This window comes from Fischerella sp. PCC 9605 (genome assembly GCF_000517105.1).
GTDB lineage: Bacteria > Cyanobacteriota > Cyanobacteriia > Cyanobacteriales > Nostocaceae > PCC9605.
On record NZ_ALVT01000034.1, the window covers coordinates 211118 to 228376 of the forward strand.

Sequence of the window (17259 nt, forward strand, 5' to 3'; positions counted from 1 at the left end):
ATACACAAACTTCTATAATCGTTTAACTTCTATAGAAAATAATGTAGTAATAGGCAACTGGTAGCATCTTCCAGACATCCTAGGGCGGTTATTCCCACAAGAAGTTCGAGGAAGTATTTGTCAACATTAAAAATAACTAGAGGTGAAGGTCATGAAAATTTCAGTTCAATCACTTTATAATTGGTATCGCAGCGTAATTCGCAATCCTAAGTACCGCTGGTGGGTAATTTTAGGAACATTGCTATATTTTGTCAGCCCATTTGATATCGCTCCAGACTTTCTACCCATCGTGGGACAAATTGATGATGTTTTTCTTTTGACGTTGTTGGTAACTGAGGTATCTGGGCTAGTGATTGAAGGCTTTAAAGCGCGTCGGGGTAATATTGACGCTAAAACAGCCAATTCAGCCGAGGATTCTACCTCCAAAGCTACTGTCGATGTTGATGCGGTTTCTGTCAAGTAGTTACAAATACAACATACAATTTAACAACCCCCTCCTGTTGCTGCGATTGCTGCGTTACTTGGGAAGGGGGATATTTTTTTGGAATATAGTCAAGAGTTAGTGGTTAGTGGTTGGTTGGTCGTTGGTTGTTGGTGGTTGGTTGGTGGTTATTTCCAATGCCCAATGCCCACTTTCCCACTCTCTCACTCTCCCAACCCTATTCCCGTTTAATTACTTATGAGCGATCGCCAAATTATTGGACTGCTACCAGCTGGTGGACAGGCAAAACGCATTTCTCCCTTACCACTGAGCAAAGAATTATATCCAGTCGGATTTCAAGATTTTGGTGAAAAATGTAACTGGCGACCGAAGGTAGTTTGTCAATATCTACTAGAAAAAATGCGACTGGCTGGCATTGATAAGGCATACTTTATACTGCGTCCTGGTAAATGGGATATCCCGGCGTATTTTGGCGATGGCGCAATACTTTCCATGAGTTTGGGTTATCTGATGATGGGTTTGCCTTATGGTGTACCTTTCACCTTGGATCAGGCTTATCCCTTCGTCCGAGATGCTGTGGTAGCCTTGGGTTTTCCTGATATTTTATTTCAGCCAGAGGATGCCTATGTGCGGTTAATAGCACGCCTTGAAACAAGTAAGGCAGATGTGGTTTTGGGATTATTTCCTACCAATCAACCTCAAAAAGCGGGTATGGTTGATTTTGACGAAACAGGTAGAGTCAAACTGATAATTGAAAAGCCGCTTCAGTCGGATTTGCGCTATATGTGGGGTATTGCCGTTTGGACACCTGCCTTTACCCAGTTTCTGCACGAGTATCTCATACCTCTTAAAGCAGATTCTAATTTGTCACAGCTGCCAGAAGTACCGATAGGGAATGTAATTCAAGCTGCTATTAAACTGGGTTTTCACGTAGCAGCGGAAGTGTTTGCTGATGGAAGTTACCTAGATATTGGTACGCCTAATGATTTAGTGCGGGCAGTGCGGTATTTTGCTGCTTTAGCATCAGAGGAAGATTAAGGATCTACAAAAAACGCTAGGACTGTTTCTAATTGACTAGTTTTAGTAGATTGAGGGTAAGTTGGCGATCGCGTCGGTACAATACCTACTCCACAACAGACAAGTAAGTGCGATCGCTTATCTTTTTCCTGTGTCTGTGACAATGTCTGGCAACAAACTGCTGCGTATCTATAGCACTCTAGTTAAAACTAGGAGGAGATTGCCGAAAATTTACAGAAATTTTAATAAAACCTAAATTTTATTACCACTTTTTTATTACTAAAAAGCTAGATAATATTATATCTACTTAAATAGAAAGATATAAAAAACTACCTGTAAAAATAGCTTTTGTTTGTAAAAAAAATTACTAATATTCAAAAGGTAATAAACATTAGGCTATGGCTGATTGTTTTGTTAAGTACACAGTCAAAATCATTATTAACGAATGAATGCCTTGGAGTGAGTCTACAATCAACAACCTTTAAATGGAGAACTAATGCGTGGCAAACTTGAATGACTTATTCCAAATCTCAAGAGGTTGCGACAACTTCCAAAGAACAGGAGATGTAATTTTTGTTCATGGACTGATGGGTCATCCCCGAGAGACTTGGCATCCCACAGGCAAGAACGATGATAATAATTTCTGGCCAGCTTGGCTGGGAGAGGAACTACCAGACGTCGGTATTTGGTCACTGGGTTACGAAGTAGAAGCCTTTGCCTGGAAGGGCAACACTATGCCCCTAGTAGATCGCGCAACCAATACTTTGGCACTTCTAGATACATACGAAATTGGCGATCGCCCGCTGATTTTCATTACCCATAGCATGGGCGGATTGTTGGTTAAGCAGATGCTTCGCCACGCATACGATTTCGGAAATCCAAGATGGAAGGCAATTGTAGAGCAGACGAAAGGCATTGTTTTTCTGTCAACTCCTCATTCGGGTTCCGACTTAGCAAATTGGATTAACTATATCGGTGGTATTCTCAGAACCACAGTCAGTGTTGATGAGCTTGAAGCACACCATTCTCGTTTACGGGAACTAAACCTTTTGTATCGAAATCACGAACGCCTGAGTCAAATTCCAATGGAGGTTTACAGTGAAAAACAGAAAACCTACGGAAAAATTCTCGTTGTGAATGAAACCAGTGCCGACCCAGGCATTCGTGGTGTAATTCCAATACCAATGGATAACGACCACATCTCAATCTGTAGACCGGAATCAAAAGATAGTCCTGTCTATCGTCGAGTGAAGAGATTTATTTGCGACCATTTAAAGACTCCTTTACAGCCGATTCAATTTGAACAGAAGGATAAAAAACTTGAAAAATTAACCATCGATCGGCGTAGTGGCGGTGTTTACTTTGGAACTGGCTCGGTTCATATCGATGGGGATGTAGTCGGAGGTAATCAGGAAAAACTTGACAAGTAAAGCTTACAGTCTTTTGTGAACAATATCTGGCAAGCTCTCTTAACCTACCGAATGTTGGTTATGTGTCTGATTTACTCTTTTCAATAAGCGGGGAGGAAGTTAAGTCAGTGAGTGATGATTCCGAACAAAATCCCTCATCTGGGCAACAGAATACTGAAAAATCGGGGCAGGATAATAAAAGCGAGGGTGCTGAGGCATTCAATCACACCAATCCACAGGAAGAGTTCTTCAAGAAATTATTAGGCGAAGATACAGCTCGAAACATTAATGAATCCTTGCAATGGCAAGGAGCGGCAAACATATATATTGATGCCCGTAGTGGTGGTGCTTATTTTGCGAACCAAGTGGATATCGAAGGAGATATAGTAGGGGGCAATCAGACAAAATCGATTAAACGCAGTTCTGTAAAAGACATAGCTGGACAAGTATTAAGTGCTGATATTGAAAAAGTACGTAGTGTCTATGTTGAGACCACTAGCTACCAGCAAGCAAAAAGAATCTTAAAAGAGAAGCACGTTTTGATCCTCTGGGGTGATTCTAAATTCGGTAAGCAAACTACTGCAATCCATCTGCTTTCGCACCTCAAGACTGAAGAAATTTTTGAAATCGACCCAGGAGTAGAAGACCTCAGTTTATTTCAATGTCAAGCGAAACAAGTGTATGTGATTGATACACTGGCAAGTGATAGCGCTTATAAACTAAGTAGTTATCTACTCAAAGGCCTGAATCACAAACTCAGACAACAAGATAGTTATCTTGTCATCACTGTAGACAGTCGTGTGCGGCTATCGCCAGAAGCTTTGGGCGACTATATCCTTAATTGGAGTGAATTACCAAACAATGAGGAACTGCTAGAAAAACATCTCGCATGGTATTTCAAAGACCAATCCATGCTTGATAATAGTCACTCCTTGATTGAGTCAGAGTCAGTACGTCAGCTGCTCAACCACTACCTATTACCCGGTGAAGTAGATCAGTTAGCAGAAATCCTTGCCAAGGTTGTTAGGAAAGAGCTTGAGCCGGAGGAAGCACTGGCACGCTTTAGTGTTCGTGTTCGAGAGCAAGTTGAATCCTGGTTCGAGAAAGAAGAAAATCAAGATCTGAGTAAATATGTCTTCATGATTACTCTGGCAGTTCTCAGCGGAAGTAGCTATCAAGCAGTCGTCGATGCTAGTCAGCGTTTACAATTTCTGATCAAACCCCCATTAGACGGCAAAGAGGTTGCCGATGCTGAGCCACTTTTCAACAGAAGACGCAGCCAGTGGTTAAAAGATGTTTGCGCTCACCTAACCGATGGATATGAAAATACTGAGTTTGGACGCAGTCGAGTTGAGCTAATTGAACTGGATAATCCCAGATTTCAGCCAGCTGTTCTACATTATGTTTGGAAAGAGTACGATCGCTTACGGGAACCGCTGCTTTTATGGTTGTGTGAGCTAGGGTCGCACCCTAGTTTTGAGGTACGGATCAGAGCTGCGGCGGCAGTTGGTGAACTAAGTAAGTATGCTTTTGGTTTTGTGCTGGACAAAGTGCTGCGACCTTGGGCAAATTGCGAGGATCGCCGTTTGCAGAGATTAGCTGCACAAGCCATCAGCATACCAGTATTTGAAAGCGATCTTGCCCCACAAGTTCTAGGTTTGCTGCATCACTGGAGTACAGTAAATAATCCAAACTTACGTTGGACAGCCACAGCTGCTTATGGAGGCTATGTTGGATTGCGCTTTCCTGATATCGCGCTGCGAGATCTGTTTGCGATCGCCAAATCTGGAGACAGACTGTTATTTTTAGCGCTAGCCGAAAGCGTAGTAATCCTCTTTGAAGCTGGACAGTTTTTGCCTGGTCAATATCTTAAAGTTCTTAACACACTGCAAGTGTGGACAGAACAAACAAAGACAAACATGACAAACCAGTTGAGTTTAGGAATCTTCTTGCTGTTGATGCGTGAGCCAAAAGTTCCACCAGAATTCAATAACAGCCATTTGCCTACATTACTGTGGCTCTTATGGGAAGAATATGAATTTGTTCAAGAACATCCCAAAACAGAGCGGACATATGAAAAAATTGTGACCGATCTATTGCGGAGTTCCTTAAATCTAAAGCTGACTCGCAAACTCGTGTTAGATGAACTCCACAATTGGCTCAAGCTGGTAGATTTTGATCGTCGGCTACTTCCAGTCCTTTGGCGAATTATATATTTACTTGTTAATCAAGGAATCGAACGAGAGAGAGAACGTATCCTTAAATACCTTCAAAGATGGGCAGATGTTGAACAAGCCAATGCTGCCAGCAAAATACTATCAAAAATTCAAAAGTATCTAAATATCTAGTAGAAGAGGTAAAACAATGGCAAACACATACAGTCCTATTTTCAGCAAAGAACCACTTCGCGGGGGATTATTTCAGCGCCGGCCAGTCCCTGAACCAGGGATAGCCCTAGTTTTTTCCGGTGATGGGCAACCCTTATTAACTATTGCACAGGGTCAAAGGGGACCCACCAAGGGAGAAATGGTTTGGGGCAAATATAATCTGCTTTACAAGGTAGATATGACTGAACACCCATTGAGTTTTCGGTGTGACTTACCTTGTACAACTGACGCTTTCGATTTTCATGCTGAGGTCAAGTTCAATTGCTCAGTACATAACCCGGAAATAATTGTACGACGCAATGTGACTGACGTTTATGAAGTACTAGAACCTCTAATTGTTGAGGTCATGCGAAGCATGAGCCGTAACTATGAGTTTAAAGAAGTTGGTATTGCAGAGCGTGAGATAGGCGACAGGGTGAAACAAGAAGTATACGATGCAGGATTCCAACTCAATCGCTTTGTATTGAAACTATCTTTAGAACAAGAAGTACGAGATCGAATTCGCAGAAAGACAAATATTCAGGAAGAAGTTGAAGTCGATATTACAAGTATTAAAGGAAAAAGTGAAGTGGAGAAAACAGCTATCGAGGAACAGAACAAGCTAGAAAAGCTCAAGATAGAAAGCGATAAATTAGAGATCGAGCGCTTGCGAATCAGAATGGACTTTTACAGCGAAATTATCCAGACTGGTAGCTTGCAATTGCTGATATTGCAACTTGCTAAAAACCCTAATGATGTAATGGCTGTTGCTCAAATGCTCAATCAACAGCGTCAACTCGCTGTTAATAATGAAGTTAAACTGCTAGAAGTATTGTTAAAAGAAGATGCTATAGAAGGGTCTCAACTCGATGATGCAGGTAAACATATAGTTCAGAGATTGATTGGTCTTATAGAACGTCCAGCACCTGCTTTGGAAGCCACTCTCACCAAAAATGCAGAAAGTCAGAAAGCTCTACTAGAAACAGACGAAACCAAGAGTGACTCCTCCGAACCTACAATTCCTGAAATTAACTGGGACGAAGACGACTAAAATAATTAATTTACGTAGCCTCATGAGAGAAAAAGGCAAAAAATCATCGTGATAGAGTTCCTGCAAAGCACAATTCGAGCATTCTGGGAACTGCTTCTACTCATACCAATTCCGTGGCGGTTTCTAGTTGTTTTACTCCTGTTCATGCTCGTTTTCCCCTGGTTTGTTTGGCGAGCTTTACCTTCGTTAATTTTCATATTCTCCCATCTACTGCTTATCTGTGCAAAAGTTTTAGCATATGTTCTACTGTTTCTGGAATATTTACTAACACAATATATACGACAGCAAGGTCGTCAACCGCCGAACTTTATTTATATCTATGGCGAATTCCTAAGTGGTATGGTGAGTACTTCTGTTGAAGTAACACAACAATCAAAAAAGATATTTGATTATGCCATCAAAAAACGATGGTTGCTTCGTAGAGGATGGTTTGTAACAGCGACTATTATACTAGCTTTCACTTGGTATTTCCGCCCTATTTTTAGAGAAAGTAGTATTGCTAAATTTATTGATGGTGGAGTGATGTGGTGGTACTCGATTGAAGGATGGGGACTTTACTCTAAACGTTCATCCTCTGCTTTAAGTAGTCCTGCACCCACAAAATTTATCCAAGCTTACTATTTAGCTATTAATGAACGTCAGTACCCAACTGCATGGAATTGTTTATCATATGAATTTCAAAGCAATCGATTAAGTTGGTCAAGTGGTTTTATTTCCTATGTAAATTCATTAGAAATTATTGAGCAAGTCAATATTAAGAAAATTAGTCTGGAAAAACAAACTAGTAACTCTGCTATAGTAAAAATTCGTTTACAATACCTGATGAGAAATACTCAAACACAATCCGAACTAAAGTCCGTACGCTTATGGCTGGTACGGGATGCCAAAACCCGCAAATGGATGATTAATTATTTCAGGTTTGTTTAGTTCAACAAGGTTCATTAGAGGGAATTTATAAAGTATAAATACAATAACTGTAGTGGACTGACACGATTAAAATGGTGCAATAGTAAAGGTTTGTAGTAGGCGTTGTCTTCGCCAAAAAAACTAAAAACCTAATGCACCAAATGAGTATGGTCACGCCACTACGCGAATGCTAATTAAGCTGCGCTGACTTCTCCAAATTCTGTCAAGAACCTAAATGCCTTCACAACATAACTAGCGCATTCTCTAGGAGAAGTATTGTAAAACGATGGCCATGCACTAGCTTTATCCTCATCATAGCGATCGCCCCTTTCCGGATGTCTATCTAACCATGCTAGTCTGACGGCATGACCGATTAACACATCCAACACTATATATTCTTCGATTTGCAAGCTTGGGTTATTAGAAGCGATCGCTGCTAATTCCATCAATGTTTCAATATTGACTTGGCGGTACTCTGGGGCTTCAATTTTATTTAGTAGATGCTCTATTTGCAAGGCAAAATTCTTTTCTCCTGCTGTCATCTCCGATATCATCACTTCACTATCCAAGCGATTGCGGCGCTCTAGTTTATCGCCAATTACTAAGCCTTTGCAATGATGCATCAACAGCCAAACTTGCTGAAAAAAGTCTTTTGGCACACGTCCCGTTGCTCCCTCGGCTTGGCGGAACCGCCGCCATCCGCCTGCTTGTACTTCTATGTCCTCGATCGCTGCTGGTTGCACTACCCAATCAATATCACTTTCTTTTTGTTTGACGTGCAGTGATTCTTGCTGGCGCAATAGCTTACTCATACCGACGTATTCACTTAATACCTGACGTAAGCGTGTTTTCACCTCAAAGGGCGAAAGTTGCATGAGTGTTTCGTATGCCTCATCTTGAGTAACTTTTAACTCTTGTGCTAGTTCGCTAGTAATCAACAAAATCAGATAACCGACTCTGAGGGTGAGTAGTCCTTTAAAGAGTTCGGATTCTGATTTAATTAACGTACTCAGATAAATGAGGATTTCTTGAGTCAAAACGCGATCGCGAATGTCTTCTCGACAAAAATGATTGATTTTCTCAACAATTTCACTGTGAGACAGTGGCACAGTTATTAACGACGCTTCACTATAAGCTTTACCGACTGCGATTTGCTTACCTCGAACTACAATACTTGTCACTACGTCTGACAAAGCAATATATGCCATCTGCTGCAACCCTGCTGCACGACGCACAACCGCCCAAATTCCCAATTCCGCAGCCTTGGTGTAGACTTCATCGAGTAAATTCTCTACGGTAACAGGATTATTTGGCCCGCCAAAACCAGTATCAAACTCTAGTCCTTGCAAACGAGTTAACGTCTGCAATAACTCGATTTGCTCATAAATATTTTCTGAGGAACGCAAATAACCAAGCAGCAATCCTAAGTTGGTTTCGCACTCCACCTGGAATTCTTGGGTATGCTTTAAAGGCCAGTTCTTATCTGGATAGAAGGCTAGATAGGCACAGCGAGGTTTCGCATCTTTGACTGAAGACAAGGAAAATTCAAACTCTGGCAGAAAATCAAGTCGTTCGATCGCAGCTGTTAAGAGTAGCTGATTGAGTCGTCCTAATTTTACCTGCACACCGTTGCAAACACCATCTTTGAGTTCTTGCATCAGGTTAAGCAATGCTTCAGAACCTGTTTCTAGCATAGTGTGTGTCAACATTAAGGTTAGGGTAGGACGCCCTAAATCGCTCCAGTACTTTTGAATGTAAGCAAGTTCACCTCGTAGTTGTGCGATCAGAAAATGGTAATCGAGGGTTAAGTAGAACTGTTGGGAGTCTAAAAATGAGGGCAAGAATACTACAGTTTCGTTACCAATGCGAAAAATTCTGGATGTTGTCAAACTCCGGGGACGACGTGGCGGACGTCCGGTTAAACCGAGTTTGTCGCTGCGTCCTATTTGGGCATAAATGGCAATAAAATCATCGGGTTGGCGAATTTGAATTGGTTCTACTTGCTTGGGTGTTTGTGTTTCAATGCCATGAACTTCCAGTTTTGCCTGTAAATCTTCATCTTCCGCTAGCAAGGCGATTTGTACTAAACGTTCCCGGTGTCTGTCCATGCGTAAGTGTCGTCCCAAAGGATCGATATCCCCAACAGCGATTAATCCTTCACTTAGCATTTGCCCGAGGTAATACAAACTCTGCGCCCACACTAGGGGGATATTTTCGTTAGGTAAGCGTGGCTGGGTGTGGGGTGCTAGTTTCTCCGCTTCTATATACTCGGCTGGAACGTAATAAAGTTCTGGCAATAAACCCAAGCCATCACGTTTTACAACTAAAGACTCTAAACACTCTTGGTAATATTTAGCTAGTTCTTTGTCGCCCTGAAATAGCCCATCGAGAACTAAATATGTGAAAAATAGGGGCCATTCGGATTCGATATTTTCAAATTGCTTGAGTTCCCACGGTTCGTAGTGCAAGCGCTTGGTGTCTTCTAAAACGGTTTGGTGTCCATCGCGCAGAAAACGCTTGCAACCATATTTGCCTGCGAGTTTCGCGATCGCGTCGTTGCGAGTACGATTGCGCAGTTGCACATCTTCGACTGCAAAGGCTGGAAAACTAATTATACTCAACAGCGCTGCATCAATTTCTTTGGAAGCAGATTCTCTTGGTAGCAAGGATTCTAGAGTAATTCTGGCGCGGGCAATTTCATCTGGCAACACGTGAATTACTGATGCATGACTGCCACGCATACCAAATAAATCCAGTCCATCAATTGCTTCTAAAGCAGCTTTTGCCATGCCTATGGAACTGGCGTTTAGTTCGGCATTGCCATGATTAATTTTGTTACCCCGTTCCCAAATTCCATAATCTGGTGTGCGATAAGCTCTACCAATGTAGTAAACCAAATTTTGCACGAAGTTTACTTCATCAAGAGTATAAATTATTTGCAATCCGGAAGAAGTCATCTGTGCCAGCATCAGCACAAATATCGATGTCGCATCCAGTTGCAAATGTCCCCATTCATCATCACCGACAACGATGTCTCCTGTAGCGGTGTTGTACTTAGCATGTAAAGCATCTAACGGTGATTGAGTGTGTTTAAATTGCTCTACTTTATGCGCCTGTCGCATCATCGCGAATAGCAAACCCCGCATAAGCTTGATGACACTGTGTTCTAATTCGTAGGCGCGTCCCTTGTCTTCATCAACCTTGCGGTATGCCAGTGCCAATCCCCAAACTGCCAAAATACTGTAGACGTTATCACGTACCCAAGCATCAGTATAATCACCGTGGGCTGTGATTGCTGTACTTGCAGGTAGCAAACCAGTAATCGGATTTTGACGTGCCAAGATAATTGTCTTGATTTGCTGATAGTAATACTCTAGGCGAGCTTGCAATTGGGAAGCTGTTTTCATGATTTGACTAGAGAGTAGATTCCGGAAAATAACCCTGTGACTGTGAAGTTAGTTATGTAAGCAAAGCCAGAACAAATTATGTAATAGGCGATCGCACTATAGCTTCGGTTAAGGGATGAGCTTATTATCTCTTGTTAATAGCTATCTTGAAAACAAGGAAGAGGCAGTAAGGCAAAAGAAGTAAGAATTTCATTTATTTATTGGTTAATAATTTCTATTAGCATATACTTGCCTTCCAAATTTATCCAAATTTTTATTATTTCGTATATGTTTTTACTATTGCTTTAATTTTTTGTTGATTATTTTATAATAATAAATTTTATATTTAAGAGCAAGAGGTATTGAAAATAAGTCAGACATTCTATTTATTAGATTCATTAAAAACTTGAATTTAGGAGAAAGAGTATAAAAAGGGGGTAATTATGTCTGTGCGTTATAACGAAAATAATTCGCCATTAGTAAAAGTTGTATACTCTCAAATTAAAGTTAACGGCAAAATCGAGCTAGTACCAATGGAATTATACGCTGATGGAAAGCTCAAGCGGTGCGATGGCGAGATACAGCAATAATTCTCCGGTTTATTTATGAATTTGTGAGACTGAATTTGCATTTATGATTTCTTGTTAGTTGGGTAATAAGCAGTCGCAGCTTGCTTATTCAACAAAATCTAGTTTGCCAAAACCATACTTAGAAATAGGGATTAATAGCTAGAAGCGAGGGAAGATAATTTTTTATACTTTGCTAGAGGTATCAGGACTTAGTCTTGCTAAATTATATTGACTGTCCTCCGATCAAAAAACTGTTAAATTTAACATCTTTCACCAGTTCTAAACAAGCCCACCACCATCGTTATCAGGTTGAACCTAGTAACAATAATTAGAGCCAGGTCTCTCCCACTCAGTTCAGCATTCTCCTCTTCGAGGAGAATATTTTCCATATTTTTCAGGTATAAAAACGCCACGATAAAAATGTATGCTGAATCCATCAGCAAATGCATTGCTGGCTCTTTTTATATGTCAAATCTAAATTTGGATAGCTCGCCACATACAACTCAAATAAACAAGTCCGATCGGAACAAAGTTATCTCAGTAATCAGCAATTGACTATCAAAATAAACACGATACGGGAAAAAGAACTGATTTAGCTGTTTAATAATAGTTTTGTACCATTTTTAATCAAAGCTTTAAGGTAGGTAATGGTAAGAATTGCTTCTATTCAGACTTTCAAGAACGGTAGAATTGCCCAACTCGTGTCTGTGTATCTCAAAACAATGACTCATTCTGAGGTAGTAGATATTTTGTCTTTGTAAAGTTTAAAAATTAATCCTGAGATGAGCTTGACACAATTGCTAGCAGTAGTAGAATCTACTCAAAGTAATCAAAAAAATTCAGGGCAATTGAGTGGTTGGTTTGTGCGTAGTGTCACAGAATCTCCACTCTGGCGCTTAGCATCTACCGGATTACCTAATTCCGGGTTAGGATTATGACTAGCGATGCCTTGATTGGTCATCGATGTTGAATTTCTAAGATTTTATGGACCAAAGTCCACAAGACGGCAGTACTATCCTCCTCTAAGCTGGTGAGCTTGTCTCCCAGCGCGGGGGAGACATTGGGAGGTTTATCATGCTTGTACAGGACGTTCGCAATTCTGTCATTGACGTCGCTGACTTAAATCAGCTGAAATGGGATTTAAATCGTTTACAACCCGTTGATGTGGGGGAGTACATTACGCAATTGCCCAGCAAACAACGGGCGATCGCATTCCGCCTACTCAACAAAAATCAGGCGACTGATGTTTTTGAATATCTACCTCTAGAAGTGCGGGAAGAATTACTCGATTCTCTGCAAGATTTACAGGTAGCACAAATTGTCGAAGCGATGAGTCCCGACGATCGGGCAGAATTGTTTGATGAATTACCTGCGAAGGTTGTCAGACGATTATTACAGCAACTTAGCCCAGAACAACGACAAGCTACAGCAACAATTCTTGGCTATCCCGAAGGTACTGCTGGACGGGTAATGACTACAGAATACGTGCGGTTGCGAGAAGGATTGACTGTAGGTGAAGCTTTGAGAAAAATTCGCCTGCAAGATGAAGATAAAGAGACGATTTACTACGCCTACGTTACAGACGATAACCGCAAGTTGGTAAGCGTTGTTTCCTTGCGGCAGTTACTGTTTACTTTTCCCGATGTCTTGATCGGAGATATAGCCGGCGATCGCGTCGTCAGAGTCAGAACGGAAACACCCCAAGAAGAAGTCGCCCGCATCATGAAGCGCTATGACTTAATCGCTTTACCCGTGGTTGACCGGGAAGACAGATTGGTCGGTATTATCACAATTGATGATGTGGTCGATATTCTGGAGGAAGAAGCCACAGAAGACATTCAAAAGCTGGCGGGTGTGAGTGGTGGAGATGAAGCCGCCTTGTCGCCTCCTTTGATGACAATCAAGAAGCGCCTACCGTGGCTGTTTGGAATTATGTTGCTGTACATCGGGGCATCTAGTGCGATCGCGCCGTTTCAGTCCACCATTGCAATGGTTCCGGTACTGGCTGTAATTATGCCGCTTTTCTCCAATACGGGTGGTACTGTTGGCATTCAAGCTTTAACAGTGACTATCCGCGGACTTGGTGTGGGAGAGGTAACACCCAAGGATACTCTGAAAATTCTTCGTAAGGAACTTACGGCAGGACTAGGTACAGCTTTAGCATTGGGTATGACTATGATTTGTCTTTCCCTAATTTGGGCACCTCCTCAAGAACGTTGGGTGTCATTAATTGCTGGAACGGTGATGGCAACAAATACGCTGGTAGCTGTCACTCTCGGAACTTTGTTACCAATGGGCTTAAAGCGTCTGAAACTCGATCCCGCCCTAGTTAGTGGACCGTTAGTGACTACAATGCTGGATGCGATTGGGTTCGTGATTTTCTTAACACTGATTTCTACAGCTTTGCGTATTTTCCACTTAAAGGTTTGAGTTCTACCATCTCTCCATAGTTATCACCGCGCTGTCGCTGCCAATAATCCTCCCAACGATATTGGGAGGATTATTACGTTTATACGATTCTGGGAGAAAAATAATAGAAAAAAGTAAGTAAAAGTAAAAAGGCAAAAAATCAGAAAAATTTTTTACCTTATTACTTTTTATCTTTTACCTCTTTCCCTGACTACAGCGCCTCCGGTGGGGAAATATCAGGGCCAACAGTAATACCAGCATTACTAGACTTGATTCCTGGTATAGTAGTTGGTTCTTGTTGCTTGAGTGACTCCGAAACTGAAGAAGAAGTTGGAGTAGTAGTAAACGCATCTTGATTGATCTGTCTGTTAGTATCCCCTTGCTGCGACACTAGCGACAATCCTCCTAGGGCACTAGCCACAAGCGCTGTATAACCTACATACAAATGTATGGGGCGGATTTCCAATCCCAATCCCTTAGAACTCTTTTTAGACTCATACCAAGAGGGCAAAATAGATTTTACTGGTTCGGATTTTGGTAAAGAAGCGGCTAAAGCTGTGCCATTTAGTCCCAAAGCATTTCCCATCACGCGGATAAAACCGCGCACAAATACATCTTCTGGTAGTAACTCCCAATTTCCGTTCTCTATTGCTTCCATTTGATGCACAGGTACATGAGTGTAAACGTTGAGTTGGTATAGAGAAAGATTTTGAGACTCGCGAACCAGCCGGAGTTGTTGCCCAACTTGACGCAGACACTCTGTGCGTTGTTGGGCTGCTGTTTGTTTGGTTAGTTCAGCTTTGGAAATTTTCTTATTCTTGAGCCATGCCAACGGTGTTTTTGCCGTCGCAGCGTTTTCTGTGGATATTACTTTTTTTTTAGTTATATTTGCTACTAAATCAGCTTGTGGCGACAAGTTGTCTATTCCAATATTTTCTCTGTTAATTTTTGTATTAAATTTAGCGTTTGTTAAACACTGTAATAAGTCATTGGAATTATCTTGTGGTACATCTTGTGAAAAATTGGTCGTTTCTATTTGTTGTTGATTATCTGTAGTTTGTTCAACAGTTTTTTCAACTTTTTGATACTGTTGGACAAGTTGTCGAAATGCTAAACCGATTGCTTCTCGACCTACAGCTTTTAATAACATCTTGCCTTGTTCTGCCGAATCACCAAATAATTGCTGCACACTAGCCAAGGCATGGCGATACACTTGAGAGCAATGCAATTCTGCTTCTATTTCTCCCAAAAGCGATCGCAAGTCATCTTGAGAAATTTCAATAGTAGGATTGCCCAAAATTTGTAAAAAGTACATCGGTGTGGTAGCCATTATTAGAAGTCTCTTTTAGTAATAAAGCAAAGGAAAGTTATATCTGTATCATTTCTTCTAACTTTATGCCCACAGTTCCGGACTATTAGGTATCAATTTTGTGCTGATTTGAGATCAACAGCACAGAGATTAACTACCTAGGGGATTGTAATTTTTTCTAAAAATTTCATGAGGTATGGAGAAAAGATTTTGAAACTTACGAAAAGCAGAGTCACTCATTTCGCAAATAAGTAGAAAGCAGAAGGGAAAAAGCTTTTCCTGAAATGGTTTTACTGACTGATATTTTAGGTTTAATTATGTCTACTTACTTATAAAGATTTTAATAACATCTGGTATACAAAATTTTATTGTTTTCATTAGTAAAATATATTAATCAAGCATCAAAAATACGATCTGCTTTTATGTGTCATATAATTTACCTTGCTTGTCGAACAAAAATTCGTACTGCTCGTAGATATTCCGCAGGAGCGACTTCTGCAACGTTGTTATGTTCTGCGTCAGGAACTATGAGTAATTTTTTCGGTTCTGGAGCAGCAGCATAAAGTTTTTGACTCATAAAAGCAGGCACAATTGAATCAGCAATGCCGTGAATGAATAAAACGGGCATTTTTAACTTAGGTACTTTTTTGATTGATTCAAACCGCTGCGTCAGTATCAGATCGACAGGAAACATCCAAAAAAGGTTCCGATGAGCTACTACCTCGCGAACTGAGGTAAAAGAGCTTTCCACAATTAATCCAGCAGCTTCTGGCTGTTTGACAGCTAAATCAATTGCTATTGCACCACCCAGAGAATGCCCGTAGATAAAAATTTGACTAGGTGAAATCTTGCGTTGCTGTACTAAATAATCCCAAGCTATGGCAGCATCTTGATAAACACGCATTTCATTGGGAAAACGACCTTGACTGCGACCGTAACCCCGATAATCAATTAGTAATACTGAAAACCCCTGTTGATAAAATCGATTGGCGTGGGCAATGTTTGCGCCAATATTGATACCGTTACCATGCAGATACAACAGCACTTTTCCATCGGATTTATTTGCGCCAAGCCACCAACCGTGGATATATTCCACTTTTTGCGATCTTATTCTTACAGGTATCCAAACTTCTTCATAAGGTAAATTTAAAAACTCTGGTGTAGTTTCAATTACTGAGGATGGAAAAAAGATAAATTGTGGTTGCCGAAAAAAAATCAGTATACAAACAGCACAGTAAACTAAAACTACTACTACACCAGTCCAAATGAGCGGATAAATAAACAATTGTATTGTATGTTGCAGCTTCCTTCTCAACATGCGAGTATTTATGTATACAATATAGTCGCCAAAATTTGCGATTGTATCATTTCACAATTAACATTTTGTATCAAAAAAATTATGATTGAAAAGTTTAATAAATAAAAAATAGTAGATTTCAGTAAATTTTGGGAGATGACAGTGACGTCGTTCAATGAGGCTCAACAAGAGCAACTCAAGGAAATAGGGGCATATTTACGACAGATTCGACAAGAAAAATCTGTACGTATAGAGCAAATAACAGCTCAAACTCTGATTAGACAAGCTTTTTTAGAAGCTTTGGAAGAAGGTAGATATGAAGACTTACCCGAACCTGTCTTTGTTCAAGGATTTATCCGCCGCTATGGAGATGCCTTGGGGCTAGATGGTACAGCTTTAGCTAAAAATTTTGCAATTAATTTTTTCCTTCTTGACTCTGGTAATGCTGGTAATGATAGTAAGAATTCAAAACAAAACTCAAATATCTCAAATATACATATTCCTCTTGTCGTCCCCTATGTAATACTATTAGCTGTTGCTTCTTTCTTACTATTTTTTCGACTCAATCCAAAAAATCCAGCCGATTCTGTTGCTAGCAACCAAAAACTCAAAGCCTCTTCAGAAAAAACAGTACCTACACCCATAGCTTCACTACCAGAAACACCTGCTCCCACTCCAGCACCAATACCTTCATCATTAGAAATATCCCCTTCTACACCAGAAACACCTGCTCCCACTCCAACAGCTACAGCTTCATCACCGGAAGCACTCCCTTCTAACCTCATAGCTACCCCAGTCGAAGTAACCATTGAGCTTCAAGGCGAATCATGGGTACGAGTGAAAGCAGATGGCAAAACAGCGTTTGAGGGGACTTTAAACAAGGGAGAACGAAAAACTTGGACAGCAAACAAGCAATTGACTATACTCTCTGGAAATGCAGGTGCAGTATTGATTTCTGCGAACAATAACGAACGTAAACCTTTAGGAGGTTTAGGGAGTATTAAGCAAGTGACTTTTACTCCTGAAACAGTCCAGAGTCAATAGTCATTTTTTATTCGTAATAACTAAGGACAAAGGACTAATGATTAATGACTATTG

General features: G+C 40.7%; 14 protein-coding genes. 10 read left to right on the forward strand and 4 right to left on the reverse strand.

What is annotated here, in order from left to right; all coding sequences use genetic code 11:
- Positions 1-151: 151 nt before the first annotated feature.
- The gene (locus tag FIS9605_RS0101415) at positions 152-463 is read left to right on the forward strand and encodes a YkvA family protein (protein WP_026730993.1); all 312 of its coding nucleotides are present in this window, start codon (positions 152-154) and stop codon (positions 461-463) included.
- Between the two features lie 216 nt (positions 464-679).
- On the forward strand, positions 680-1480 hold the full coding sequence (locus FIS9605_RS0101420; RefSeq protein WP_026730994.1) for a nucleotidyltransferase family protein: 801 nt from the start codon (positions 680-682) through the stop codon (positions 1478-1480).
- Here FIS9605_RS0101420 and FIS9605_RS42235 read toward each other — a convergent pair.
- Positions 1477-1623, reverse strand: a complete 147-nt coding sequence (locus tag FIS9605_RS42235) for a hypothetical protein (RefSeq protein WP_155960329.1) — start codon at positions 1621-1623, stop codon at positions 1477-1479. The genes FIS9605_RS0101420 and FIS9605_RS42235 overlap by 4 nt on opposite strands.
- Positions 1624-1959: 336 nt before the next feature.
- Between FIS9605_RS42235 and FIS9605_RS35950 the strand changes: the two genes are divergently transcribed.
- The 4 genes from FIS9605_RS35950 to FIS9605_RS0101440 all read left to right on the forward strand — a co-directional run bounded on the left by FIS9605_RS35950 (position 1960) and on the right by FIS9605_RS0101440 (position 7212).
- Entirely contained in the window at positions 1960-2889 is a 930-nt protein-coding gene (locus FIS9605_RS35950) for an esterase/lipase family protein (RefSeq protein WP_063748442.1), read from the forward strand.
- A 107-nt stretch (positions 2890-2996) separates the two neighbouring features.
- Positions 2997-5216, forward strand: a complete 2220-nt coding sequence (locus tag FIS9605_RS0101430) for a hypothetical protein (RefSeq protein ID WP_026730995.1) — start codon at positions 2997-2999, stop codon at positions 5214-5216.
- 16 nt (positions 5217-5232) lie between these two features.
- Complete coding sequence (locus tag FIS9605_RS0101435; protein WP_026730996.1) at positions 5233-6285, forward strand: hypothetical protein; 1053 nt, start codon at positions 5233-5235, stop codon at positions 6283-6285.
- A 48-nt stretch (positions 6286-6333) separates the two neighbouring features.
- Positions 6334-7212 carry a hypothetical protein gene (locus FIS9605_RS0101440; RefSeq protein WP_026730997.1) on the forward strand — a complete coding sequence of 293 codons (879 nt, stop codon included), beginning with the start codon at positions 6334-6336 and terminating at the stop codon, positions 7210-7212.
- A 173-nt stretch (positions 7213-7385) separates the two neighbouring features.
- Here FIS9605_RS0101440 and FIS9605_RS0101445 read toward each other — a convergent pair whose 3' ends face one another.
- Complete coding sequence (locus tag FIS9605_RS0101445; RefSeq protein WP_026730998.1) at positions 7386-10598, reverse strand: glycoside hydrolase family 15 protein; 3213 nt, start codon at positions 10596-10598, stop codon at positions 7386-7388.
- A gap of 422 nt (positions 10599-11020) precedes the next feature.
- On the opposite strand from FIS9605_RS0101445, the gene FIS9605_RS43770 reads away from it, so the two are divergent.
- The 3 genes from FIS9605_RS43770 to mgtE all read left to right on the forward strand — a co-directional run bounded on the left by FIS9605_RS43770 (position 11021) and on the right by mgtE (position 13576).
- Positions 11021-11167, forward strand: coding sequence for a hypothetical protein (locus FIS9605_RS43770; RefSeq protein ID WP_197035980.1), 147 nt, complete (start codon positions 11021-11023; stop codon positions 11165-11167).
- A 761-nt stretch (positions 11168-11928) separates the two neighbouring features.
- On the forward strand, positions 11929-12084 hold the full coding sequence (locus FIS9605_RS42240) for a hypothetical protein (protein ID WP_155960330.1): 156 nt from the start codon (positions 11929-11931) through the stop codon (positions 12082-12084).
- Between the two features lie 136 nt (positions 12085-12220).
- Positions 12221-13576 (forward strand): magnesium transporter, encoded by a 1356-nt coding sequence (gene mgtE, locus FIS9605_RS0101465; RefSeq protein WP_026731000.1) that lies wholly within the window; start codon positions 12221-12223, stop codon positions 13574-13576.
- A gap of 190 nt (positions 13577-13766) precedes the next feature.
- Here mgtE and FIS9605_RS0101470 read toward each other — a convergent pair whose 3' ends face one another.
- A complete protein-coding gene (locus FIS9605_RS0101470; RefSeq protein WP_026731001.1) occupies positions 13767-14885 on the reverse strand; it encodes a helix-turn-helix domain-containing protein in 1119 nt (372 codons plus the stop codon).
- A 415-nt stretch (positions 14886-15300) separates the two neighbouring features.
- Positions 15301-16182, reverse strand: coding sequence for an alpha/beta hydrolase (locus FIS9605_RS0101475; RefSeq protein ID WP_026731002.1), 882 nt, complete (start codon positions 16180-16182; stop codon positions 15301-15303).
- Positions 16183-16317: 135 nt separating this feature from the next.
- Here FIS9605_RS0101475 and FIS9605_RS0101480 point away from each other — a divergent pair, with 135 nt between their 5' ends.
- Positions 16318-17205: a helix-turn-helix domain-containing protein gene (locus FIS9605_RS0101480; RefSeq protein WP_026731003.1), complete on the forward strand. Its 888-nt coding sequence runs from the start codon at positions 16318-16320 to the stop codon at positions 17203-17205.
- Positions 17206-17259 lie beyond the last annotated feature (54 nt).

Bases quoted from the DNA above. Each gene is read 5' to 3' on its own strand.
- FIS9605_RS0101470 (WP_026731001.1), bottom strand. From the start codon at position 14,885: ATGGCTACCACACCGATGTACTTTTTACAAATTTTGGGCAATCCTACT.
- FIS9605_RS0101435 (WP_026730996.1), top strand. From the start codon at position 5,233: ATGGCAAACACATACAGTCCTATTTTCAGCAAAGAACCACTTCGCGGG.
- mgtE (WP_026731000.1), top strand. From the start codon at position 12,221: ATGCTTGTACAGGACGTTCGCAATTCTGTCATTGACGTCGCTGACTTA.
- FIS9605_RS42240 (WP_155960330.1), top strand. From the start codon at position 11,929: ATGAGCTTGACACAATTGCTAGCAGTAGTAGAATCTACTCAAAGTAAT.
- FIS9605_RS0101445 (WP_026730998.1), bottom strand. From the start codon at position 10,598: ATGAAAACAGCTTCCCAATTGCAAGCTCGCCTAGAGTATTACTATCAG.
- FIS9605_RS0101475 (WP_026731002.1), bottom strand. From the start codon at position 16,182: ATGTTGAGAAGGAAGCTGCAACATACAATACAATTGTTTATTTATCCG.
- FIS9605_RS0101420 (WP_026730994.1), top strand. From the start codon at position 680: ATGAGCGATCGCCAAATTATTGGACTGCTACCAGCTGGTGGACAGGCA.
- FIS9605_RS43770 (WP_197035980.1), top strand. From the start codon at position 11,021: ATGTCTGTGCGTTATAACGAAAATAATTCGCCATTAGTAAAAGTTGTA.
- FIS9605_RS0101415 (WP_026730993.1), top strand. From the start codon at position 152: ATGAAAATTTCAGTTCAATCACTTTATAATTGGTATCGCAGCGTAATT.
- FIS9605_RS0101480 (WP_026731003.1), top strand. From the start codon at position 16,318: ATGACAGTGACGTCGTTCAATGAGGCTCAACAAGAGCAACTCAAGGAA.